The organism is uncultured Jatrophihabitans sp., assembly GCF_964246335.1.
Classification (GTDB): Bacteria; Actinomycetota; Actinomycetes; order Mycobacteriales; family Jatrophihabitantaceae; genus Jatrophihabitans.
On the sequence record NZ_CAXTQF010000002.1, the window covers coordinates 84,849 to 104,301 of the forward strand.

General features: G+C 70.4%; 19 protein-coding genes. 10 read left to right on the forward strand and 9 right to left on the reverse strand.

All coding sequences use genetic code 11. The annotated features are described in order from the left end of the window. Positions 1 to 9 precede the first annotated feature (9 nt). Positions 10 to 573 (reverse strand): TetR family transcriptional regulator, encoded by a 564-nt coding sequence (locus ACFFCN_RS01250; RefSeq protein WP_375488930.1) that lies wholly within the window; start codon positions 571 to 573, stop codon positions 10 to 12. An 89-nt stretch (positions 574 to 662) separates the two neighbouring features. Between ACFFCN_RS01250 and ACFFCN_RS01255 the strand changes: the two genes are divergently transcribed. Continuing rightward, entirely contained in the window at positions 663 to 1,568 is a 906-nt protein-coding gene (locus tag ACFFCN_RS01255) for an SDR family oxidoreductase (RefSeq protein ID WP_375488932.1), read from the forward strand. A 22-nt stretch (positions 1,569 to 1,590) separates the two neighbouring features. Here ACFFCN_RS01255 and ACFFCN_RS01260 read toward each other — a convergent pair whose 3' ends face one another. Continuing rightward, on the reverse strand, positions 1,591 to 2,628 hold the full coding sequence (locus ACFFCN_RS01260) for an NAD-dependent epimerase/dehydratase family protein (protein ID WP_375488934.1): 1,038 nt from the start codon (positions 2,626 to 2,628) through the stop codon (positions 1,591 to 1,593). 48 nt (positions 2,629 to 2,676) lie between these two features. On the opposite strand from ACFFCN_RS01260, the gene ACFFCN_RS01265 reads away from it, so the two are divergent. Then, positions 2,677 to 3,324, forward strand: coding sequence for a thymidylate synthase (locus tag ACFFCN_RS01265; RefSeq protein ID WP_375488936.1), 648 nt, complete (start codon positions 2,677 to 2,679; stop codon positions 3,322 to 3,324). A 111-nt stretch (positions 3,325 to 3,435) separates the two neighbouring features. Here ACFFCN_RS01265 and ACFFCN_RS01270 read toward each other — a convergent pair whose 3' ends face one another. From ACFFCN_RS01270 to ACFFCN_RS01285, 4 genes are all read right to left on the reverse strand, one after another. Continuing rightward, on the reverse strand, positions 3,436 to 4,407 hold the full coding sequence (locus tag ACFFCN_RS01270) for a glycoside hydrolase domain-containing protein (protein ID WP_375488938.1): 972 nt from the start codon (positions 4,405 to 4,407) through the stop codon (positions 3,436 to 3,438). A 119-nt stretch (positions 4,408 to 4,526) separates the two neighbouring features. Beyond that, on the reverse strand, positions 4,527 to 5,657 hold the full coding sequence (locus ACFFCN_RS01275; RefSeq protein ID WP_375488940.1) for an epoxide hydrolase family protein: 1,131 nt from the start codon (positions 5,655 to 5,657) through the stop codon (positions 4,527 to 4,529). Further along, positions 5,654 to 6,466: a class I SAM-dependent methyltransferase gene (locus ACFFCN_RS01280; protein WP_375488942.1), complete on the reverse strand. Its 813-nt coding sequence runs from the start codon at positions 6,464 to 6,466 to the stop codon at positions 5,654 to 5,656. Before ACFFCN_RS01280 ends, ACFFCN_RS01275 begins: the two co-directional genes overlap by 4 nt. Positions 6,467 to 6,495: 29 nt before the next feature. Further along, a complete protein-coding gene (locus tag ACFFCN_RS01285) occupies positions 6,496 to 7,341 on the reverse strand; it encodes an NAD(P)H-binding protein (RefSeq protein ID WP_375488944.1) in 846 nt (281 codons plus the stop codon). Between the two features lie 185 nt (positions 7,342 to 7,526). Here ACFFCN_RS01285 and ACFFCN_RS01290 point away from each other — a divergent pair, with 185 nt between their 5' ends. After that, entirely contained in the window at positions 7,527 to 8,960 is a 1,434-nt protein-coding gene (locus tag ACFFCN_RS01290) for an MFS transporter (protein ID WP_375488946.1), read from the forward strand. Between the two features lie 73 nt (positions 8,961 to 9,033). After that, on the forward strand, positions 9,034 to 9,867 hold the full coding sequence (locus ACFFCN_RS01295) for an NmrA/HSCARG family protein (RefSeq protein WP_375488948.1): 834 nt from the start codon (positions 9,034 to 9,036) through the stop codon (positions 9,865 to 9,867). A 212-nt stretch (positions 9,868 to 10,079) separates the two neighbouring features. On the opposite strand, the gene ACFFCN_RS01300 is transcribed toward ACFFCN_RS01295, so the two are convergent. Beyond that, positions 10,080 to 10,973 (reverse strand): PAC2 family protein, encoded by an 894-nt coding sequence (locus tag ACFFCN_RS01300; protein ID WP_375488950.1) that lies wholly within the window; start codon positions 10,971 to 10,973, stop codon positions 10,080 to 10,082. Between the two features lie 52 nt (positions 10,974 to 11,025). Between ACFFCN_RS01300 and ACFFCN_RS01305 the strand changes: the two genes are divergently transcribed. After that, positions 11,026 to 11,889, forward strand: coding sequence for an LLM class F420-dependent oxidoreductase (locus ACFFCN_RS01305; protein WP_375488952.1), 864 nt, complete (start codon positions 11,026 to 11,028; stop codon positions 11,887 to 11,889). 51 nt (positions 11,890 to 11,940) lie between these two features. Here ACFFCN_RS01305 and ACFFCN_RS01310 read toward each other — a convergent pair whose 3' ends face one another. Continuing rightward, complete coding sequence (locus tag ACFFCN_RS01310; RefSeq protein WP_375488954.1) at positions 11,941 to 14,238, reverse strand: glycoside hydrolase family 3 N-terminal domain-containing protein; 2,298 nt, start codon at positions 14,236 to 14,238, stop codon at positions 11,941 to 11,943. A gap of 155 nt (positions 14,239 to 14,393) precedes the next feature. On the opposite strand from ACFFCN_RS01310, the gene ACFFCN_RS01315 reads away from it, so the two are divergent. The 3 genes from ACFFCN_RS01315 to ACFFCN_RS01325 all read left to right on the forward strand — a co-directional run bounded on the left by ACFFCN_RS01315 (position 14,394) and on the right by ACFFCN_RS01325 (position 16,616). Continuing rightward, positions 14,394 to 15,587 carry an ROK family transcriptional regulator gene (locus ACFFCN_RS01315; protein WP_375488956.1) on the forward strand — a complete coding sequence of 398 codons (1,194 nt, stop codon included), beginning with the start codon at positions 14,394 to 14,396 and terminating at the stop codon, positions 15,585 to 15,587. A gap of 66 nt (positions 15,588 to 15,653) precedes the next feature. After that, positions 15,654 to 16,082 (forward strand): ATP-binding protein, encoded by a 429-nt coding sequence (locus ACFFCN_RS01320; protein WP_375488958.1) that lies wholly within the window; start codon positions 15,654 to 15,656, stop codon positions 16,080 to 16,082. A gap of 123 nt (positions 16,083 to 16,205) precedes the next feature. After that, complete coding sequence (locus ACFFCN_RS01325; RefSeq protein WP_375488960.1) at positions 16,206 to 16,616, forward strand: RidA family protein; 411 nt, start codon at positions 16,206 to 16,208, stop codon at positions 16,614 to 16,616. Positions 16,617 to 16,657: 41 nt separating this feature from the next. Here the strand turns inward: ACFFCN_RS01325 and ACFFCN_RS01330 are convergent, their stop codons facing one another. After that, on the reverse strand, positions 16,658 to 17,260 hold the full coding sequence (locus ACFFCN_RS01330) for a TetR/AcrR family transcriptional regulator (RefSeq protein WP_375488962.1): 603 nt from the start codon (positions 17,258 to 17,260) through the stop codon (positions 16,658 to 16,660). Positions 17,261 to 17,348: 88 nt separating this feature from the next. On the opposite strand from ACFFCN_RS01330, the gene ACFFCN_RS01335 reads away from it, so the two are divergent. Together ACFFCN_RS01335 and ACFFCN_RS01340 are read left to right on the forward strand one after the other, a co-directional pair. Then, positions 17,349 to 18,278 carry an SDR family oxidoreductase gene (locus tag ACFFCN_RS01335; RefSeq protein WP_375488964.1) on the forward strand — a complete coding sequence of 310 codons (930 nt, stop codon included), beginning with the start codon at positions 17,349 to 17,351 and terminating at the stop codon, positions 18,276 to 18,278. A gap of 98 nt (positions 18,279 to 18,376) precedes the next feature. After that, entirely contained in the window at positions 18,377 to 19,432 is a 1,056-nt protein-coding gene (locus tag ACFFCN_RS01340; protein ID WP_375488966.1) for an oxygenase MpaB family protein, read from the forward strand. Positions 19,433 to 19,453 lie beyond the last annotated feature (21 nt).

Sequence of the window (19,453 nt, forward strand, 5' to 3'; positions counted from 1 at the left end):
CGGCGCGGACTACGCGGTGGTCACCGACCGCAGCTCGGACAGCGACTCGTCGATCAACCGGCGCAAGGCAACCGGGTCGTCCTGGCTCACCCAGCGGGCGAAGGCGACGTGGAACACCGTCACTGCCGTCTGGGCGGCAAGGGTGGCGGCGTTGGGCGAGAGCCCGCGCGCCGCCAACGCGGCCGCGACGTCCGCGGACAGCAACTGCAGCTTGATCAGCTCGCGTTCCTGCAGCTCCGGGTGGCCCGAGATGATCTGCGCCCGCACCCGGGCGAAGGAATGGCGGTCCTCGAACAGCCTCGCAACCTCGTCGAATGCTCCCGCGACCGCCTCCATCGGAGCCGCCGACGCGGGCGCCGCGTCGATGCCACGCAGCCAGCGGCCCCGGAATTCGTGCGAGCCGTCGAAGAGCACCTCACGCTTGTCGGCGAAGTACCGGAAGAACGTGCGCTTCGTCAGGCCCGCAGCTTCGGCGATCTGCGCAACTGTCGTCTCGTCGTAGCCCTGTTCGGCGAACAGGGCTGTGGCGGCCTTCGTCAGCCGGCCCGCGGCGTCGGGTTCCCATCGAGACATCGCCACGATGGTAGACGATGACACCGGGTGCCATAGCCTGTGCTAGCGTGATGACACCAGATGACATCCCCCTTTCGACTGGAGCTGCCATGCGTGTTTTCGTCACCGGAGCATCGGGCCACATTGCGTCCGCCGTCATTCCCGAACTGGTCGCGCACGGCCATCAGGTCGTCGGGCTCGCGCGCTCCGACGCCTCCGCGGGTGCGGTCGCGAAGCTGGGCGCCGAACCCCGAACCGGCGACCTCGACGATCTCGACGGCCTGCGCGCCGCCGCCGGCGAGGCCGACGGCGTCATCCACCTCGCCTTCAAGCACGACGCGATGTTCGCGGGCAATCCGCAGGATGCGGTGCAGGCGGATCTCGACGCGACGAAGGCGTTCGGCGAGGCGCTGGCCGGCACCGACAAGCCGCTGGTCACGACCAGCGGCACGCTGATGCTCGCCATGGCCGGCATCACCGGACGTCCCGGCACGGAGGACGACCAGTCCGAAGGTGGGCCGCGCGTCGAAGCCGCCAACTACACGACCGGCCTCGCGCAACAGGGAGTGCGCTCGTCGGTCATCCGGCTGGCGCCGATGGTGCACAGCGACCTCGACCACCACGGCTTCACCTCCGCGCTGATCGGATTCGCCCGCGACAACGGCATTGCCGCCTACACCGGCGACGGCACCAACCGCTGGCCCGCGGCCAACACCTACGACATCGGTGTGCTGTACCGCCTCGCGTTGGAGAAGGCACCCGCCGGGTCGACGCTGCACGGTGTCGGTGACACGGGCATCCCGCGTCGGGTCATTGCCGAGACCATTGCCGGGAAACTCGGCGTCGAAACGAAGAGCATCAGCGACGACGAGGCGCCGCAGTTCCTCGGATTCCTCGCCGGGTTCGCCGGTCTGGACAATCCGACGTCGAACGACAAGACCCGTGAGCTGCTGGGCTGGGAACCGACGCACCCCGGTTGGGTCGAGGACGTGCAGACCGGCCACTACTTCGCCTGATCACCCGGACACAGCGGCCGCGCTACGCATCGCGCGGGTGATCGCGTCCCGTCGCGACACGGTGGTGCAACAGCGGACCGGCCCGTCCATCACCACGGGCAATCGCGTCGACGAACCGTCCCAGCACGTCATCCGCGCTGTGCTGGGGCGTCCAGCCGAGTTCACGCAGCCGGCCGGTGTCGAGCAGTGGGCTGTGCACCGCCAGGTCGAGCCAGCCGGGCTCGGTCGGCTGCAGGCGGGCCTTGTGGGTCAGGTTCGCGCCCATGCGCAGCAGCGCCGGCGGCAGCGCCGGGCCGACGCCGCCGAAGACGGCGGCGAAGGTGGCCCGATCGACCACCGGTTCAGCGGCCACGTTGAAGGCGCCCCCGGCGCGCTCGCGCAGCACGAGGTCGAGTGCGCCCGCCACGTCGTCGCTGTGCACCACCTGGAACGACATCGAATCGGTGAACGGAGCGAACCGCAGCACCGGTCGACGCACCGCGACCTTCGGCACGAACCGGCCGAGGAAGTAGCGCGCGACCTCGCTGGCCGCGGCGTTCTGGAAGATCAGGGCCGGGCGCATCCGAGTCACGACGGCGTGCGGCTCGGCGGCCGTGACGATGTCCTCGGCGGCGGCCTTGTCGACGCTGTACGTCGACGTGGCGATGCCCGTGGTCGGCCACGACTCGTCGACCGGCGATTTCGGGCCCGGTCCGTACGCACCGACCGACGACTGGTGCACGAAATGCGGCACCCCGGCGGCGATCACCGCCCCGGTCACCGCGGCGGTGCCGTCCTGGTTGGTGCGACGCATCGCCGCGCGGTCGCCGAACGGCTGCAGCGCGAAAGCCAGGTGCACCACGGCGTCCGCGCCCTCGAACAGGTGCGTCAACCGCGCCTGCGCGTCCGCGATGCCGATGTCCAGCCGGTGCCACTGAGCCCAGCTGTAGGGCGGCGCCGCAGGTGGGCGCCGCCGGCTGACGGCGACCAGTTCGTGTTCGCCCTCGTGTTCGTCGCCGCCGAGACGTTGCAGCAGCGACGTGCCGACGTTGCCGGTGGCACCGGTGATGACGATTCGCATGGCAGGCAGATACCCGAACCGCGCCGATCGACAACTAGCGTCATGGACATGCTTGCCCCGACGATCACCTGTCTGCGCCGGCCCACCATCGGCGAGGCGTGGCTGGCCGTCGCCGAGTGCATACTCGCCGACGGCACGCCCGGCAGCTGGGACGGCAAGCCGCTGCGCGAGATCCTGGCGGCCGTCCTGGAGGTCGACTCCCCCGCCGTCGCCGACCCGATCATCGCCCGGCACGCCGACCCCGAGCGACTGGCGTGGATGCACGCGAACTTCACCGACCACTCCCGGGTGGCCGAGCTCGGCGAGGCCGACAGTTACGCCACCCGCTTGTACGACTACGCACGCACCGGACGCGACCAGATCGCGTGGGTCGTCGAGCGGATCAAGGCCGACCCCGCCACGCGCAACGCCACGATCACGACGTTCCAGCCGCTCACCGACACGAGCTACGTCCCGTGCGTCAGCCTGCTCGACTTCTGGCTCGCCGGCGACGCGCTGCAGCTCGGTGTGTACGCCCACGGCATCGACTTCGGGACGAAGGGGTACGCGAACCTCGTCGAGCTCGCGGCCCTGCAGCACCACGTCGCCGATGCCGTCGGCGCCGCGGTCGGCACGTTCACGTTCACCATCAAGTCCGCGCACATCTACGACACCGAGCTCGACCTGATGCGCGACATCTGCCGGGCAGCGCGATGACAGGCCGGCAGCTGATTACCTCGGACGCGGTGTTCGAGACCGTCGTCGGCTACTCGCGCGCCGTCCGGGTCGAGACGGACGCGTACGTCGCCGCGCCGGACTGACCGGCAGCTACGGCGTCGCGGTGCCGTCCGGAGCGAGCAGGCCCGGTGTGTCCGGACGTGCCTGGTCGATGTCGGTGGCGTTGGCCGTGGTCAACGATTCGCCGTACTGCCAGATCTTCGTCGCCGACGCGGGCGCGCAGCTCGGACTCTGCGGATGGAACGCCGGCGCGTTTCGCGGTCCGGTCGTTCCGCGCGGTGCGCCGATGCGTGGTTCGTTCTCGTTCATGGCGAGCTCCGCGCCACCCCCGAGCGACGGGTCGCCGGCCAGCGCTCGGCAGTAGGCGCGCGGGAAGTCGTAGTACTGCTTGTGCACGTTGCCGTAGAAGCCCACGCGATAGCTCGTGCCACGTACCGCGTGGTACCAGCCGAGCAGGTACGCCGACGTGGGCTCGCCCCGGCAGGACGAGACCTGCTCGATGTCCTTGAACAACGTGGCGCGCGCCGGCAGGCGCAACCGGTGCGCTGTGCTCAGCGCGGCGTGCGCGTCCGCCTGCGCCTGCGCGCCGGTCCGGTCGTTCCCGCACAGATCCCCGCCGTTGCAGTGCGAGCAGTTGCGGTCATGGACGATCAGATAGACGTAGATCCGCTGCGCCCGCGCGTATGCGAGCTCGGCGCGGGACGTCCCGAACGAACCGCTGAGGTACCGCCCCCAGAACTGTGGGCGCGGGTGGCCGCGGTACCACGCCCGCACGTTGGCGATGGTCGTGGAACTGATGGAGCGCGTCGAGTCGACACCCCACCACAGACCTTGCGGAGTGTGCACCGACGGCGCGGTCTTGCTGCTGCTCGTGCTCGCGGACTGGGTCGCGCTCGGCGAGGCGCTGTGCGGAGTGCTCTCGGCACTGGACGCAGGCGCGGCCGAACCTGTCGCCCGCGGCGTGCCGGCAGCGGTATCGCCGGACGCCGGCGACCGTGTCACCACCTTCAGCAGGACGACGGTCGCCAGGGCGACGACCAGGACCGTCAGGACAACGGCCACGACGGGGCCACGACGCCGTCGACGCCGCCGTCGATGCCCACCTGGCGAGGTCACCGGCACATGATCCCCCGATGCTGCGGCACGCCTCACGGCGCCACGCTGAACCGCAGGTGAACGCGTCAGCGAAGGGGCGCGAAAAACTCGGCGATGTCGTCGGCGAGCAGCTGGGTCTCTTCGAGCGCCGCGAAGTGACCGCCGCGGGCCATCCGGGTGTAGCGCTGCACGTTGTACGTGCGCTCCGCCCAGCTGCGCGGCGGATGGACGAGGTCCTTCGGGAACACGGCAACCGCAGTGGGGACGTCGACACGGGCGACACGCAGGCCGTGCCCTCGGGCGAACTCGAAGTAGGGCCGGAACGAGGTCGAGATGCACTGGCCGAACCAGTAGAGCGACGCCTGGGTCAGCACCTCGTCGTCGTCGAACACCGATTCGAGCGTCCCGTCGTTGTCGGTCCACGCGAAGTACTTCTCGACCATCCAGGCGAGCAAGCCGGCCGGTGAGTCCGACAACCCGTAGCTCAGGGTCTGCGGCCGGGTCATCTGGAGGTGCTCGTACGCGCCCTCGTCGGTGGACCAGTGCGCCGCTTCGTCGAGGTAGCCGCGTTCGTCCGACGTTAGCGAATCGGAGTCGTACTCCAGTGGGTCGGCGATGGACGTCAGGTGGATGCCGAGCACCTCGTCGGGGTGTTCCTGGCCGAGCAACGACGTGGGGCCGGCGCCGAGGTCACCACCGTGCGCGCCGAACCGGCGATAGCCCAGATGTTCAGCCATCAGCGCGTGCCACAACTCGTGGGTCGGCACCGCAGCAGGGAACTGCGCCGCCTGATCGGTGCCCGGGAAGCCGGGCAGGCAGGGCACCACCACGGTGAACGCCGGTCCGGCAGCCTGCCCGAGCGACAACTGCGCCGCCAGGTTCCGAAGTTCCCAAAAACTGCTCGGCCAGCCGTTGGTCAACACGATCGGCAACGGAGCCGGGCCGCGTCCCTCGTACAGCAGGAATGCCACCTCCGTGCCGTGCAGGTGTGCACGGCCCCAGGGCAGCTCGGCGATCTCGCGCTCGTAGCGGCGCCAGTCGTAGGTCGTGGCCCACACGTCGGTTAGGCGGCGGACGACCGCATCTGGCGTCCCGGCGGCCCAACCGAGTTCGACGTCGCCGGGCCACCGGCGTGGCCAGCGGGTGCGGCGCAGCCGCTGCCGCAGATCGTCCAGCTCCGCGTCGGTCACGGCGTCGAACGGCCCGGTGCCGGTCATTTGGTCTCGCTCGTCGCGGCCGGGTCCGCTCGACCGCCGGGGTTCTCGAGCGGCCGGGCGCGCAGGACACCGGTCCGCATCGGCAGGGTGAACTCGCCGTCTGCAGTCTCCGGCGTGTTCGCCAGGTAGGCCCGGACGCGATCGAGCCTGGCCCGCAGCTCCCGCTCCGGCATGGCCAGCATCCCTGCCCGGGTCGCGAGGGTGGCGACCAGCGATTCGGCGGTGCGTTGTTGGCCGTGCGCGAAGTCTGCTCGCTGCGGCGACTCGAACCAGGCGTCGCCGCCGCGCGGCAGGTACGCCCCGGCGTCGCCGGCCCGCCAGGTGCGGACCGTGTCGCGGGGGCCGATGGCCTCGAAGCCAGCAACCCGCTCGAGCCCGGCGACCCAGCGGACGCCGTCGTCGAGGACGTTCCACAGGCCCGCCAGGATGCCGCCCGGGACGAGCACCCGCGCCATCTCCGCGGCGGCCACGCCCATGTCGAACCAGTGCATGGCGTTGCCGGCGAGCACGACGTCAACGGACGCGTCGGGCAGCGGGATGGCCTCCGCGCTGCCCGGGACGGCGCGAACTGTCGGCAGCGCGCGGCGCAGCTCGGTGAGCATCGCCAGGTCGGGCTCCACGGCAATGACGTCTGCGCCGAGCTCGACGAGCGACGCGGTGAGCTTGCCCGTCCCGGCGCCGAGGTCGAGCACGCGCGCTCCCGGCGCCGCCTCGAGCGCCCAGCGCACCGCATCCTGCGCGTAGTCCGGCCGGTGCTCGGCGTAGGCGCTCGCCACCGCGCCGAACGGCAACGGTCCGCCCTGCGTCACCGCCTGACCGTAGCCGAGGCCGCGGGCGGTTACGCCGCGGCGCGATCGGCGAGCAGGTCGGCCACGGTGCGCGGCTCCCGGCCGAGCAGGGTCGCCAGGGTGGGATCGACCTGCGCGAAGTCGCCTACTCTGGCGGCCAGGAACATTCCCAGCAGCATCCGCGCCATCTGCGGCTCGGGCGCCTGCGCCACCCACTCCTCGTCGTCCGCTACGACCCGCTCGACCTGCCGCCCGGTGATCGTGGTGGCCACCGCGGCGATCTCGGCGAAGGTCGGCGCCGTCGACGCGGTGAGCGTGACCGGCCCGTCGTGGCCGTGGGCACCGGCCAGGATCACCGCAGCGGCTTCTGCCTGGTCGGCGCGGTCGGTCCACGACACGGGCCCGTCGGCGGGTGCGGCGATCACGCCGGTGGCCTGCCACGGGCCGAGCAACCAGTCCAGGCTGTGCGCATAGAAGCCGTTGCGCAGCGACGTCCACGCCACCCCGCTGGCAGCGAGATCGGCCTCCGCGGCGGCGTGGACACCGGCCGGGAAGAACGCGCTGTCCGCGCGTGCGTTCTGGTGGCCGGTGTACAGGATGCGCGACGCACCTGCTTCGGCAGCGATCTCGATCGCGCGACGGTGCAGCGTCGGTTGGTCGGCATGCATATCGCTGGACGACACGAGCAGCACCTGGTCCGCGTCCTCGAACGAGTGCCGCAGGCTGGTCGGGTCGTCGTAGGAGCCTTGCCGGACCCGCACGCCGCGGTCGGCGAAGTGCCGCGCCTTGTCGGGGTCGCGCACGCTGACCCCGATCTCGCCCGCCGGTAGGCGATCGAGCAGGTGCTCGACGGTGCCGCCGTTCAAGGCGCCCGTGGCGCCGGTGATGACGATCATGGAGTCTCCGTTCCAGCGGCTTTCGTCCGACGGTAGCGCTGGTTCGGGGGCGCCGCGGGTGCGCTGGTACGTCGCTGTCAGCGTCACGGTCGCGCTGACAGCGCGATGTGCGCCGGCTGCCAGCGGCACCGCGCAGGGTCGGAGACGCACGACGCGCATCCGATCGATTCGTCCGAGGAGCAGCCATGACCACCATGACTCCCGCAGCCCCCGTCACCACCACCGAGGCGCCGACCCGCAATCCGGTGCGCTGGCTCGTCTTCACCGTCGTCGTCGTCGCCAATATGATGGATCTGATGGACGCGACCATCGTCAACGTCGCGGGCCCGTCCATCCGCTCGGCGATCGGCGGCAGCACGTCGACGCTGCAATGGCTGAGCGCGGGCTACACGCTGGCCTTCGCCGTCTTCCTCGTCACCGGCGCCCGGCTCGGCGACATGTTCGGCCGCCGCCGGCTCTTCCTGCTCGGCTCGGCCGGCTTCACCGTGATGTCCGCCGCCTGCGCGATCGCGCCGTCACCCGCGGTGCTCATCGGCTGCCGGGTGCTGCAGGGGGCCTTCGGCGCCCTGATGATTCCGCAGGGCATGGGCATGTTGAAGGAGGTCTTCGCCGAGGACGAGATGGGCAAGGTCTTCGGCGCCTTCGGCCCGGTGATGGCGCTGTCCGGTCTTGCCGCGCCGATCCTGGCCGGCGTGCTGGTCGAGGCCAACCTCTGGAGCATCGGCTGGCGCCTGGTGTTCCTCATCAACGTGCCGATCGGCATCGCCGCCTTCGTCGGCGCGATCCGGGTGCTGCCGCACACGGTCGCGCGGCCCGGCATCCGGCTCGACACCGTCGGCATGGTGCTCGTCGGGAGTGCACTGACAGCGCTGATCTACCCGCTCATCCAGGGCCACACCGACGGCTGGCCGACGTGGACGTTCGTCCTGCTCGGTCTGGGCGTCGTGCTGCTCGGGGCGTTCGTTCTGTGGCAGCGGCACCGCGGCGACAACGCGCTGATCGAGCCGAGCCTGCTGAGCAACCGGGCGTTCACCAGCGGGATCGCCGTGCTGCTTGCTTTCTTCGGCGCATTCGGTGGCCTGGTGCTGTGCGTGTCGCTGTTCGGCCAGCTCGGCGAGGGTTTCTCCCCGGTGCACGCCGGCCTGACCCTGATGTCGATGATCCTCGGCCTGCTCGTCGGCATGGGTGTCTCGTTCGCGCTCGTCGCCCGACTCGGCCGGCACCTGCTGCACCTCGGCTTCCTGATCGTCGCAGCGGGCATCGTCGTCCTTGCGCTTACCGTCACCGGCGCGCACTCCGCGTCGACCTGGGATCTCGCACCCGGGTTGTTCCTGATCGGTGCGGGCGCGGGCGCCAGCATGGGCCAGCTGTTCGAGTTCATCATCGCCGGCGTCTCGATGGACGAGGTCGGTTCCGCCTCGGGCGTGCTCGAGGCCGCCCAGCAGCTCGCCACCGCGATCGGTGTGGCCGCGCTCGGCACGATCTTCTTCTCCGCGTTCGCCGGTCACCTGCCGACGCACGCCCTGGCGATCACGACGTGGGCGTGCATGGCGCCGGTCGCGCTGGCCTTCCTGCTGGTGTTCCGGCTGCCGATGAAGGCCCGCGAGACCGTCGGGTGAGAGCGTGCGCCGGCGATCGCGACGGCCGAAGCGGGCACACTTCGCAGAAGCTCAACACAACCAAGGGAGCGCGATGCCTACCTATACGGTTTTCGGCGCGACAGGTCAGCAGGGCGGCGCCACCATCGCCGCCTTGCTCGAGTCGGGTGCGTCCGTTCGCGCCGTGGTCCGTGACCGCGACAAGGCCCGCTCGCTCGCCGAGGCCGGCGCCGACCTCGTCGTCGCGGACCTCACCGATTCCGACTCCGTGTACCGCGCGCTCGACGGCGCCGATCGGGTCTTCGCCGTCACGACGATGACCGACGACCGCGGCACCGACGGCGAGACGGCCGACGGCAAGCTGATCGCCGATGCCGCCCGCGCGGGCGGTGTCCAGCACGTCGTGTACAGCTCGGTCGGCGGGGCGGAACGCAACTCCGGAGTGCCGCACTTCGAGAGCAAGCGCCGTGTCGAGGAGTACCTGGCCGAGATCGGCGTGCCGCACACCGTCATCCGGCCGACGTTCTTCTTCGAGAATCTGCTTTCCGCCTCGGTGGAGGACGGCGAGGTGGTCGTCCGGCTGCCGCTGCCCGATGACGTGCCGTTGCAGATGGTCGCGGTGCGCGACATCGGGAAGGTCGCGGCTGCTGTGCTGCTCGACCCGTCCCGGGTGCCCGGTGGCGCAGTCGAGTTCTCCGGCGACGAACGGACGGGCAGTCAGATAGCCGCGGCGTTCGGCGATCACGCGGAGCGGCAAGCACGGTACGAGGCGCTGCCAGTCGTTTCGCTCGACGACGACATGCGCGCCATGTTCACCTGGTTCACCCGGCTGCCGGCCTACCAGGCGGACGTCGCCCTCACCCGTGAGCTCGACCCTGACGTGTGGGACCTGCGCGGCTGGCTCGCGAGCGGCGCGTGGAGCGGCTGACGCCGTCTGCGCGCACGACAGCGGAACACCGGCTTCGGGCGCAGCGGGCGGTTGTCGCTGCAGCTGCGGCAGACGTCCGGGGTGTTGCACCCTCCGCGTAGACGCCAACTATTCGTCGCTCCAGCGAAAGAATCTTGGCGTTTCCCAGCCCAGGTGGGCAACCGTCGACGGGTGCGGGTCGACCACCTGCACGTGTTCTGCTCGACGCAGCGTCAGTCGCCGCGCGACTCGTTGGCGAGGAAGCGTTCCAGCTCGGCGCCCAGCTCGTCGGCCGATGGCAGATCCCCGTCGTCGAGCGCGCTCTGGGCCGCGGCGGCTGCGGCGTCGTACTGCTGCTCGAGGGCGGCGACCAGCGTCTGCAGCTCCTCGGATCCGGCTACCTCGCGCTTGATGGCTTCGCGGTTCACCTGGTCGGCGTCCTCGAGACTGGTCGTGTCGAAGCGCAGGCCGGCGCGCGCTCCGACCTCACGCAACAGCGCGAGCGCGGCGGCCGGGAACTCGGCCTGGGCCAGGTAGGGCGGGATGGGCGCGGCGATCCCGAGCGCGTCGAAGCCGGCTGCGCCGAGGCGGTACTCGACCAGGTGGCCGGCGCTGGCGGGCACCATGATCTGGCCCAGCCACGCGCGGTAGTCGGCGAACAGCTCGCGTCGTGAACCGTGCACGATGATCGGCGTCGGCCGGCTGTGCGGCACCGACATCGGGAACGCGTCCAGCCCGATGACTATGCGTAGTTCCAGGCGCTCGACGAGCAGCGCCACCGCAGCCGCGTAACGCTCCCACTGGCCGTCCGGCTCGGGGCCGGCGAGCACCAGGTACGGGGTGTCGTCGTTGTCGTGCAGCAGGTGTACGGCCAGCTGTGGGGTCTCGTAACCGCTCCAGTGATCGACGTCGAAGCGCATCACCGGTCGCCGGGCGCGGTAGTCGTAGAGCTGGTCGACGTCGAAGCGCGCCACGACCGGCGCGTCGTCCACCTGCAGCGTCGAGCGGGCGAGCCCCACTGCGGTGCCGGCGTCGACGAAGCCGTCGAGCAGATGCAGCAGCACCGCACCGGACAGGTCCGGTCGGTCCGCGTCGAGGTCGAAGAGCTCCTCTGGATCCAACGTCACCCCCCCATTCTGACTCTCCGGGGGTAGACACCCGCGCACTAGCGTCGATGACATGCAGATCGGAGTCGTGTTCCCGCAGACCGAACTCGGCGGCGACGCCGGCGCGGTGCGCCAGTTCGGGCAGGCCGTCGAGCAGCAGGGGTACCGCCATCTGCTGGTCTACGACCACGTGCTGGGTGCCGATCCCGACGTCCACTCGCCCTGGCGCTGGCCGTACGACGTCGACACGACGTTCCACGAACCGTTCGTGCTGTTCGGCTTCCTCGCCGGCATCACGTCGCTCGAACTCGTCACCGGCGTGATCATCCTGCCGCAGCGGCAGACCGCACTGGTCGCCAAGCAGGCCGCCGAGATCGATCTGCTCACCGGTGGACGTTTCCGGCTCGGCGTCGGCGTCGGGTGGAACCGGGTCGAGTACGACGCTCTCGGCGAGGACTTCACTACCCGCGGCCGGCGCAGCGGCGAACAGGTCGAACTGCTGCGCCGGTTGTGGACCGAACGCTCTGTCGACGCCGCGGTCGGTGCCGAGCGTGTCGTCGGCGCGGGCCTCGCGCCGGTCCCGATCCAGCGTCCGATCCCCGTGTGGTTCGGCTGTTCGTCGCCGCCGGCCTACCGACGTGCCGGACGCCTCGGCGACGGCTGGTTTCCGCAGGTGCAACCCGGTCCTGAGCTGGACGACGCCCGCGCGATCGTCGAGGGCGCCGCTCGAGACGCCGGCCGCGATCCGGCGACCCTGGGCATGGAAGGCCGGGTCACCTATCGCGGCGATGCGGACGACACCGCCGCCGCGGTCGAGCGGTGGCGCGCCGTCGGCGCGACGCATCTGGCGATCAACACGATGGGCGCGGGTCTGTCCTCGGTCGACGATCACGTGGCCGTGTTCGCGTCCCTCGCCGCGCGCCTCGGTCTGGGCTGACCCGGCGAACGGCGGGTCGGGAGCCGGTGCCGGCTCCCGACCCGCAGGTCGCTACAGCGAGACGGTGTTCGTGGCCGACGGCGTCACCGTGTCCGACGCCGTGCCGGTCGAGAACACGTACTGGCCGTGCTCGAGCGTGGGCGCCCCGCTGGCGTCGATGTCACCCTGCACGATGCGCAGCGCCGAGGTCGGGACCGACACCGTCACCGTCCGGGACGCGCCCGGCTTGAGCGTCACCCGGGTGAACCCGGCGAGCCGCTTCGCCGGCACCAACACCGCGCTGACCGGCTGCGAGGCGTACACCGGAACGACCACGCCCCCGGCCCGCGAGCCGGTGTTGGACACCTTGACCCGCACCTGCACGGTGTTGCCGGACCTCGTCGCCTTCGACACCGAAGCTGTGGTCGAGGAGTACGACAGCCCGTAGCCGAACGGGTAGGCCGGCTGGTACACCGCGCCGTTGCCGTTGTAGGTCGTCGGCATCGTGTTGTACAGGTAGTCCGACGGCTGGTCGGTCGCCTGCGCGGGCCAGCTCACCGGCAGCTTGCCGCTCGGGTTCGCGGCACCGTAGAGCAGGTCCGCGACACCGTTGCCGCCCTGCGAGCCCGGCCGCCACGCCATCAGTACGGCGTCAGCCGAAGCGGCACTGCCCAGGACGTCCGGACGGTCGTCGATCAACACGACGACCACCGGCTTGCCGGTCGCCTTCAGCGCCGTGACCATGGCCTGCTGATCGCTCGGCAGTGTCGGGTCCCGCTGGTCGTTCGGGCCCTCGGCTCCCGGGTCCCGGCCGAGAACGACGACGGCCGCATTCGCCGAGGACAGGTCCTTGACCGCGTCGGACTGCGACGCCGCGTACGTGACGTTGGAACCGCCCGCAGTCTGCAGGCCCTTCGCGACGGTCACCGCGGTCTCGGCGCTGCCCGCGGGCACGCCCTGCCACCCGACGCTCCAGCCACCCAGCGTGTCGGCGACCGAGTCCGCCGCCGGGCCGGTCACCACGATCTTCGACGACGGCGCGAGCGGCAGCGTGGAGTTCTCGTTGCGGACGAGCACACTCGATTCCTGCGCAGCCGTCCGCGCCAGTTCCGTGTTGGCGCCGAGCACCTTGTCCGCCTGGTTCGCGTTGACGTACGGGTGATCGAACAGGCCGAGCTTGAACTTCATCGCGAGCACGCGCTGTGCGGCCTGCTTGATCCTGGCCCGGCTGATCAGGTGGTCGTTCACCGCCGCGTGCGCCGCCTTGAGGAAGCCGTCGGCGTCGTAGGGCTCCATCGTCACGTCGATGCCGGCGTTGACCGCGCGGGCGATGGCGGCCTCGTAGGAATCCACCACGTGGTACTTGGTCTGCAGGGCCATGACGTCCTGCCAGTCGCTGATCACGACACCGTTGAACCCGAGTTGCTTACGCAGCAGGTTGTTCAACAAGTACTTCGACCCGGTGGCGGGCACGCCGTTGATCGACGCCGAGTTGACCATCACCGACAGCGCGCCGGCGTGCACGGCCTTGGCGTAGGACGGCAGCTGGTAGGTCTGGAAGTTGCGCAGCGACGTGTCGGCGGCGGTGCGGTCCAGGCCGCTGTCGGACGCGCCGTAGCCGGCGAAATGCTTGACCGTGGCCGCGACGTCGGGCTGGGACTGCAGGCCGTCGACCGCGGCAGCGGACATCGTGCCGTCCAGCGTCGGATCCTCACCGAACGACTCGTAGTAACGACCCCACCGCGAATTCGTGTCGACGTCGGCGACGGGCGCGAACGCCCAGCGCACGTTGGTCGCGGCTGCCGCACGGCTGGCCGAGCTCTGCACCTTCGTCACCAGCGACGGGTCGAACGAGGAGCCGAGGCCGATCTGCTGCGGGAACAGCGTTGTGCCGACCACATCGTTGTGGCCGTGGACGACGTCGGCGCCGTAGACGATCGGGATGTGGTAGCGCGAGTGGTTGATCGCGTACCTCTCCATCGTGTTGATCTGGCTCGCCCAGGTCTGCGGCGTGTTCGGGTAGTAGCCCTCGCCCGGTACGTCGCCGCCGCCGGACAGGATCGAGCCGACATGGTCGGTCCCGAGGACCTGTTGCGCGCAGCCGGCGTTCAGCGGGCCGGGGTTGTAACCGGTGCAGTCGCCGTACAGGTGGCCGACCTGGATCTGCACCATCTGGCCCAGCTGCTCGTCGAGCGAGAGGCGTTTGACCAGGTCGGCTGCGCGCGCGTTGGGCGACGCATGCGGGTCCTGGTAGACGCCGGGCGCGGCGTCCGAGCTGCTGGCCGCGCCGACCCCGACGACCCCGAGTGCCACAACAGCGGCACCGACCAACGCACTTTTTGTTCGCAACCGTCCGAATAGACCGGGCATCGATGCCTCCGTCGGCAAGTTGAGGCGTTGCAGACGCACCGATGCGCCGCTCACGCCGCCCTGAATGGTCGAAACCTGGCACTTCGGGCGTTTTGCGGTCAATAGTCCGCTCATATTTCGCGCACAGCGCCCTAATTGCGCGCTACGGTCTGGCCGTGTCCGAGCATGCGGCCGGCGCTCCGGCCGATCCGTGGATCGGGCCCCGGGGCAGCGCGACGACGCGCCTGCTCGGCGCGCTGCGCGCTCGCGGGCCGATGACCCGTGCGGACGCGGCGCGGCTCACCGGCATGTCCGTCTCGGGCGTTCGGCGATTGGTCGCCGAACTCGTCGCGGACGGGCATCTCGTCGAGCGGGCCGGCCAGCCTGGTGGCGGTCGCGGACGCCCGGGCGGTGTCCTCGTCCCGGTCGTCCCGGACGGCCTGGTCCTCGGTCTCGACTTCGGGCACACGCACGTCGCCGTCATGCTTGCCGATACGCGCGGGCGGCAGCGTCACTACGAACGCGTCGACGCCGACGTCGACACCCACGCCGCCGACGTCCTCGACGTCGCAGCGCAGATCGCTGGACGCGCCCAGCAGCGCGTCGCGGCTGGCGCGCGCTTCGTCCATGCCGTCGCGGGCGTGCCGGCACCGGTCGGCCGCGACGGGCGGGTGCGCTCACCGACCATCGCGTCGAGCTGGTGGCAGCTCCCGGTCGCGGCGGAGATCGGCCGCCGCCTCGACCTGCCGGCAGAACGGGTCGACGTCGTCAACGACGCACAGCTCGGCGCGGTCGGCGAGCATCGCGCGGGCGCGGCGCGCGGCTGCGACGACATGCTCTACGTCAAGGCATCGCACGGACTCGGCACCGGATTGATCCTGCGCGGCGCGCTGTACTCCGGCGCGCACGGGCTCAGCGGCGAGATCGGGCATGCCGTAGTGCGCGACGACGGCGAGCTGTGCCGCTGCGGCAGTCGCGGCTGCCTGGAGACCGTCGTGGCGGTCGAGCGGGTACGCAGGCAGGTCGGCTTCGTCATGCAGCGCGACGACGACAACATCCTGGGGCTCGCAGCCGAACACCCGGGCGCGCGCCGAGTCGTCGGGGAGGCCGGCCGGGCACTGGGTCGCGCGCTTGCCGACGCGTGCAACCTGCTGGACCCGCAACGAATCGTCCTCGGCGGCGAGCTCGCCGAGGCGGGCGAACCGCTGGAGCAGGGCGTCGCCGAATCGATCCGCCGCTACGCACAGCCGGCGGTCGGTGAGCCGGAGATCCGGCTGGCCACCCTCGGCGAGAAGGCGCAGGTCGTCGGTGCTGCCGTGCTCGCCACCGAACGCGCTCGAGCAGACCTCTGGCTCACGCCCAATCGCTGACGACCACCTATCGGTGGCCGACCGGATCCGTAATGCTGTGCCGATCGCGACTGACGGGGGAACGCCATGGATATCGCCGGTTCGCAGATCGACGCCGTCGAACGTGACGACGGCTCGGTCGAGGTGACGCTGCCGGCCGACACGTCTTCGGTCCCCGCCGCCCGGCGATACGTGACCGGTCGGTGGCAGCAGCTCGGGTCCGACATGCTCGACGACGTACAGCTCATCGTCGCCGAGCTGGTCAGCAACGCCATCCGGCACGGCCGGCCGGACATCTCGTTGATCATGCGGGTCGACCCGTTCGCGATCGACGTGGCGGTCTTGGACCACGGCCGCGAGATGCCGCCCGGCGAGGCCACCCGACCGGATGACCTGTCCGGCTCCGGCCGCGGGCTGCTGCTCGTCGATCACCTGGCCCATCGCTGGGGCGTCGAACCGCTGGATAGTGAGCCCGGCAAGAGCGTGTGGGCGTCCATCACCCGGCCCGGCACTTGAGCTAGAGGTCGTTGGCTGGAGGGGTCCAGTATTTGCCCGCGTCCCTCGTCCGTAGTGAGCCGTTGCGCCGGCCCCGTGCGGACCGGTTGTATCGGCTCGGCGCGACAACACCGAGGAGTCACCGTGCCGGTCGAACTGAGCAGTCCACAGGGTCTGTTGCACCCCGTCCCCTACCACCACGTTGCGGTCAGCGTCGGTTCCCGCCAGGTGCACATGGCGGGCCAGACCGCCCGGCCCGCCGACGGCGGCACAGTGGAACATCTCGATCTTGCCGCGCAGATCAGCGAAGCCCTGCGCCGGATCGGCACCGGGCTCGCCGGAGTCGGTGGCTCGTTCGCCGACGTCGCACGGCTGACCTTCTACATCCCGAATTGGGATTCAGGCAAGATCGACGCATTCACGAGCGGCATCGCCGACGTCGTCGACGAGCTGGGCATTCCGCAACCGTGGCCACCGACGACGGTGCTCGGCATTGCGCAGCTCTGGGAGTCCGATCTCCTGGTCGAGATCGAGGTGGTCGCCAATCTGGCGTGACCGAAGTCCACGGGTCGACGGTCGGCGCCGGTGAACCCGGCTTAGGCCGAGCGACGCGTGCGTCGCGCGGCTCTGGGCACCACGAGGTCGGCCGTGAGGCCCTGGAGCTCGCCGAACGCCCGCCGCAACTGCGCGTCCAGATCACCGGGCGGTGGTTCGCTGAGCCACCGTGTGGTTGCCTGGCCGAACGCCACCATGCCGATCCCGGTCGCCAACGTCGCGTGGTGCTCGTCGACCCCACGGCCCACGAGCGCTGCGGCAAGGGTGCGGTTGATGGAGGCAAGTTTGGCGGCCTCGCGTTCTTGCAAAGCCGGCGTCGCGTCGACGACGTGGAAGCGTGGCTCGGAGAAGCGCCGGTTGCCCTCCAGCAGCGGCAAGCTCGCGCGATAGGCGTGGAAGAGCATCAACAGCGGCGGACCGTCCGGCGCGGCCGCCAGCCCGTCGAGCAGCTCGGTGCGTAATTGCTCCTGGCCGTCGAACAACACCTCTCGCTTGTCGGCGAAGTGCCGGAAGAAGGTGCGTTCGGTGAGGCCGGCGCGTGCGGCGATCTGGGCAGTCGTGATGCGGTCGAAGCCCTGCTCACGGAAGAGGTCCAGCGCAGCCTGTTGCAGCCGCTGGCGCGCTTCGTCCCCACTGCGTGGCATGACGTCATCGTAGGTTGCGTCAGTCCCTGACACAACGTAGTGTCAGTGACTGTCGCTAACAGATGCGACGTCATGGAGAGGACACCGCATGCGCGTTTTCGTCACCGGCGGCTCCGGTCTCACCGGGCCGTCGGTCGTCACCGAATTGATCAATGCCGGGCACGCCGTCACCGGGCTCGCCCGATCCGAGGAGTCCGCGGCTCGACTGCGCGGCCTCGGCGCTTCGACCCACCCTGGTTCGCTGGACGACCTCGACAGCCTGCGCGCGGGCGCCGCGGCCGCCGAGGGCGTCGTGCACATGGCGTTCGGCGGTGACTTCGCCGACCCGGACGGCCTCGTGCGCCGGGACACCGCGGCGATCGACGCCCTCGGCCAGGGGCTTCTCGACAGCGGCGGTGCGGACCGGCCGTTGCTGATGACGTCGGGCACCTTCGTCATGCGTGCCGGCTCGGTCAGCAGCGAGCAGGATCGCGCGGACGACGAGGCCGTCGCGAGGTTTCGCATCCCCGGCGAACGGGCTTGCCTGGCGTTCACGGAACGCGGGCTGCGTTCGGGCGCCGTCCGGCTGGCCCCGACCGTCCACGGCCCGGCCGACTACGGCTTCATCCCGATGATGATCGCGGCAGCGCGGCGCACCGGCGTCGCGGGCTACGTCGGCCACGGTGTCCGGTGGCCGGCGGTGCACCGCCTCGACGCGGCGACACTGTTCCGGCTCGCATTGGAGAAGGGCCCTGCCGGCAGCGCGTACCACGGCGCGGCCGAGAACGTGCACCTGCAGGAGGTCGCGGAGGTCATTGGCGAGACACTCGACCTGCCCGTTCGGTCGTTGACGCCGGAGCAGGCCGCCGAACACTTCGGCAACCCGTTCATGGCGATCGCGTACGGCACCGACGCACCGGCGTCGAGCGCGTGGACGCGCGAAACGCTCGGCTGGGAGCCGACGCACCCGACCCTGCTCGACGAGCTGCGCAACGGCGACTACTTCGCCGAGCCGGACCGATCGCTGCAGTACGCCTGACCCGGGGAGGCGCGATCGCGCGGTTTTTGTTGTGACGCCTCGTTGCAGGTACTCTTCCGTTGCTGTAACAGTCTGCAACAGCAACATCGGAGGCGTGCATGACGACCACGAACGGGCGATCAGAGGCACGACCGGCTGCCGATTACGGCTTCTTCGGTCCTGAGTCGGTCGCGTGGCGGGTCTGGCGCTACCCGACGTCCCTGCTGCTGGGCTTCATGCGCGCCGTCGTCATCGAGGAGCTGGACCCGTACCTGGTCGCCTCGGTGGCCGACAGCGGGCAGGTGCGCCAGCGCACGCCGCTGCGCTACGACCGCACCTTGCAGTACTTCGCGACCGTGTTGTTCGGCGACGCGGAATCCGTGCTGAAGGCGTCGGACATCTTGATGAAGATCCACGCCCGGGCGGTGGGTCCCGAGCCGGTGACGGGCAATCATTTCGACGCCAATGATCCGGACTCGCAGTTGTGGATCCATCTCACCGCGTGGCACTCGATCCTCTACACCTACGAGGTGTTCGGCCCGGGCAAGCTCAGCGCGGCCGACGAGGCGCGGTACTGGCGCGAGTGTGCCGTCGCTGCGGAGTTCCAGACGACCGATCCGGCCAGCGTGCCCACGTCCCGCGCGGGCATCCGCGCCTACTTCGAGGCGTACCGACCGAAGTTGGTGGGGTCCGAGGTCGCGCAGGACATGATGGATTACCTGCTCGACCTGACCCGCGAGATCCTGCCGCCGCAGGTGCCGTCATTCGTCCGGTGGGCACTGAACGCCGTCGTCCGGCGCGGCGTCGTCGCCACGATGCCACGGTGGATGCGCCGCATGGCGGGCACACCGCAGCGACGGATCACCGACGTGTTGTGCACGACGGTGATCCGTTTCGCGCTGAGCCGGCTGGCCGGCCGGCGCAGCGGCGAAGTCGCCGCACTCGATGCGTTGTCGCCGCGCACGACACCGGTCCTGGCTCCCGTGCTCTGCGGCGTGCCCGCCGTCAACCCGGTCGTGTACACCCCCGCGGAAGCTCGTGCGCGCTTCGACATGCCGGTGACCCCGCGCCAGCAGTACGCCCAGATCCTTGAACAGCGGGCATGCGGTACCGGGGCCAAGCCGTACGCGCACCACCACCACGACACTCTGCTGGAGTTCAGCGAGTCCGCCTGACCGAACCCGGATCCTCGCGCA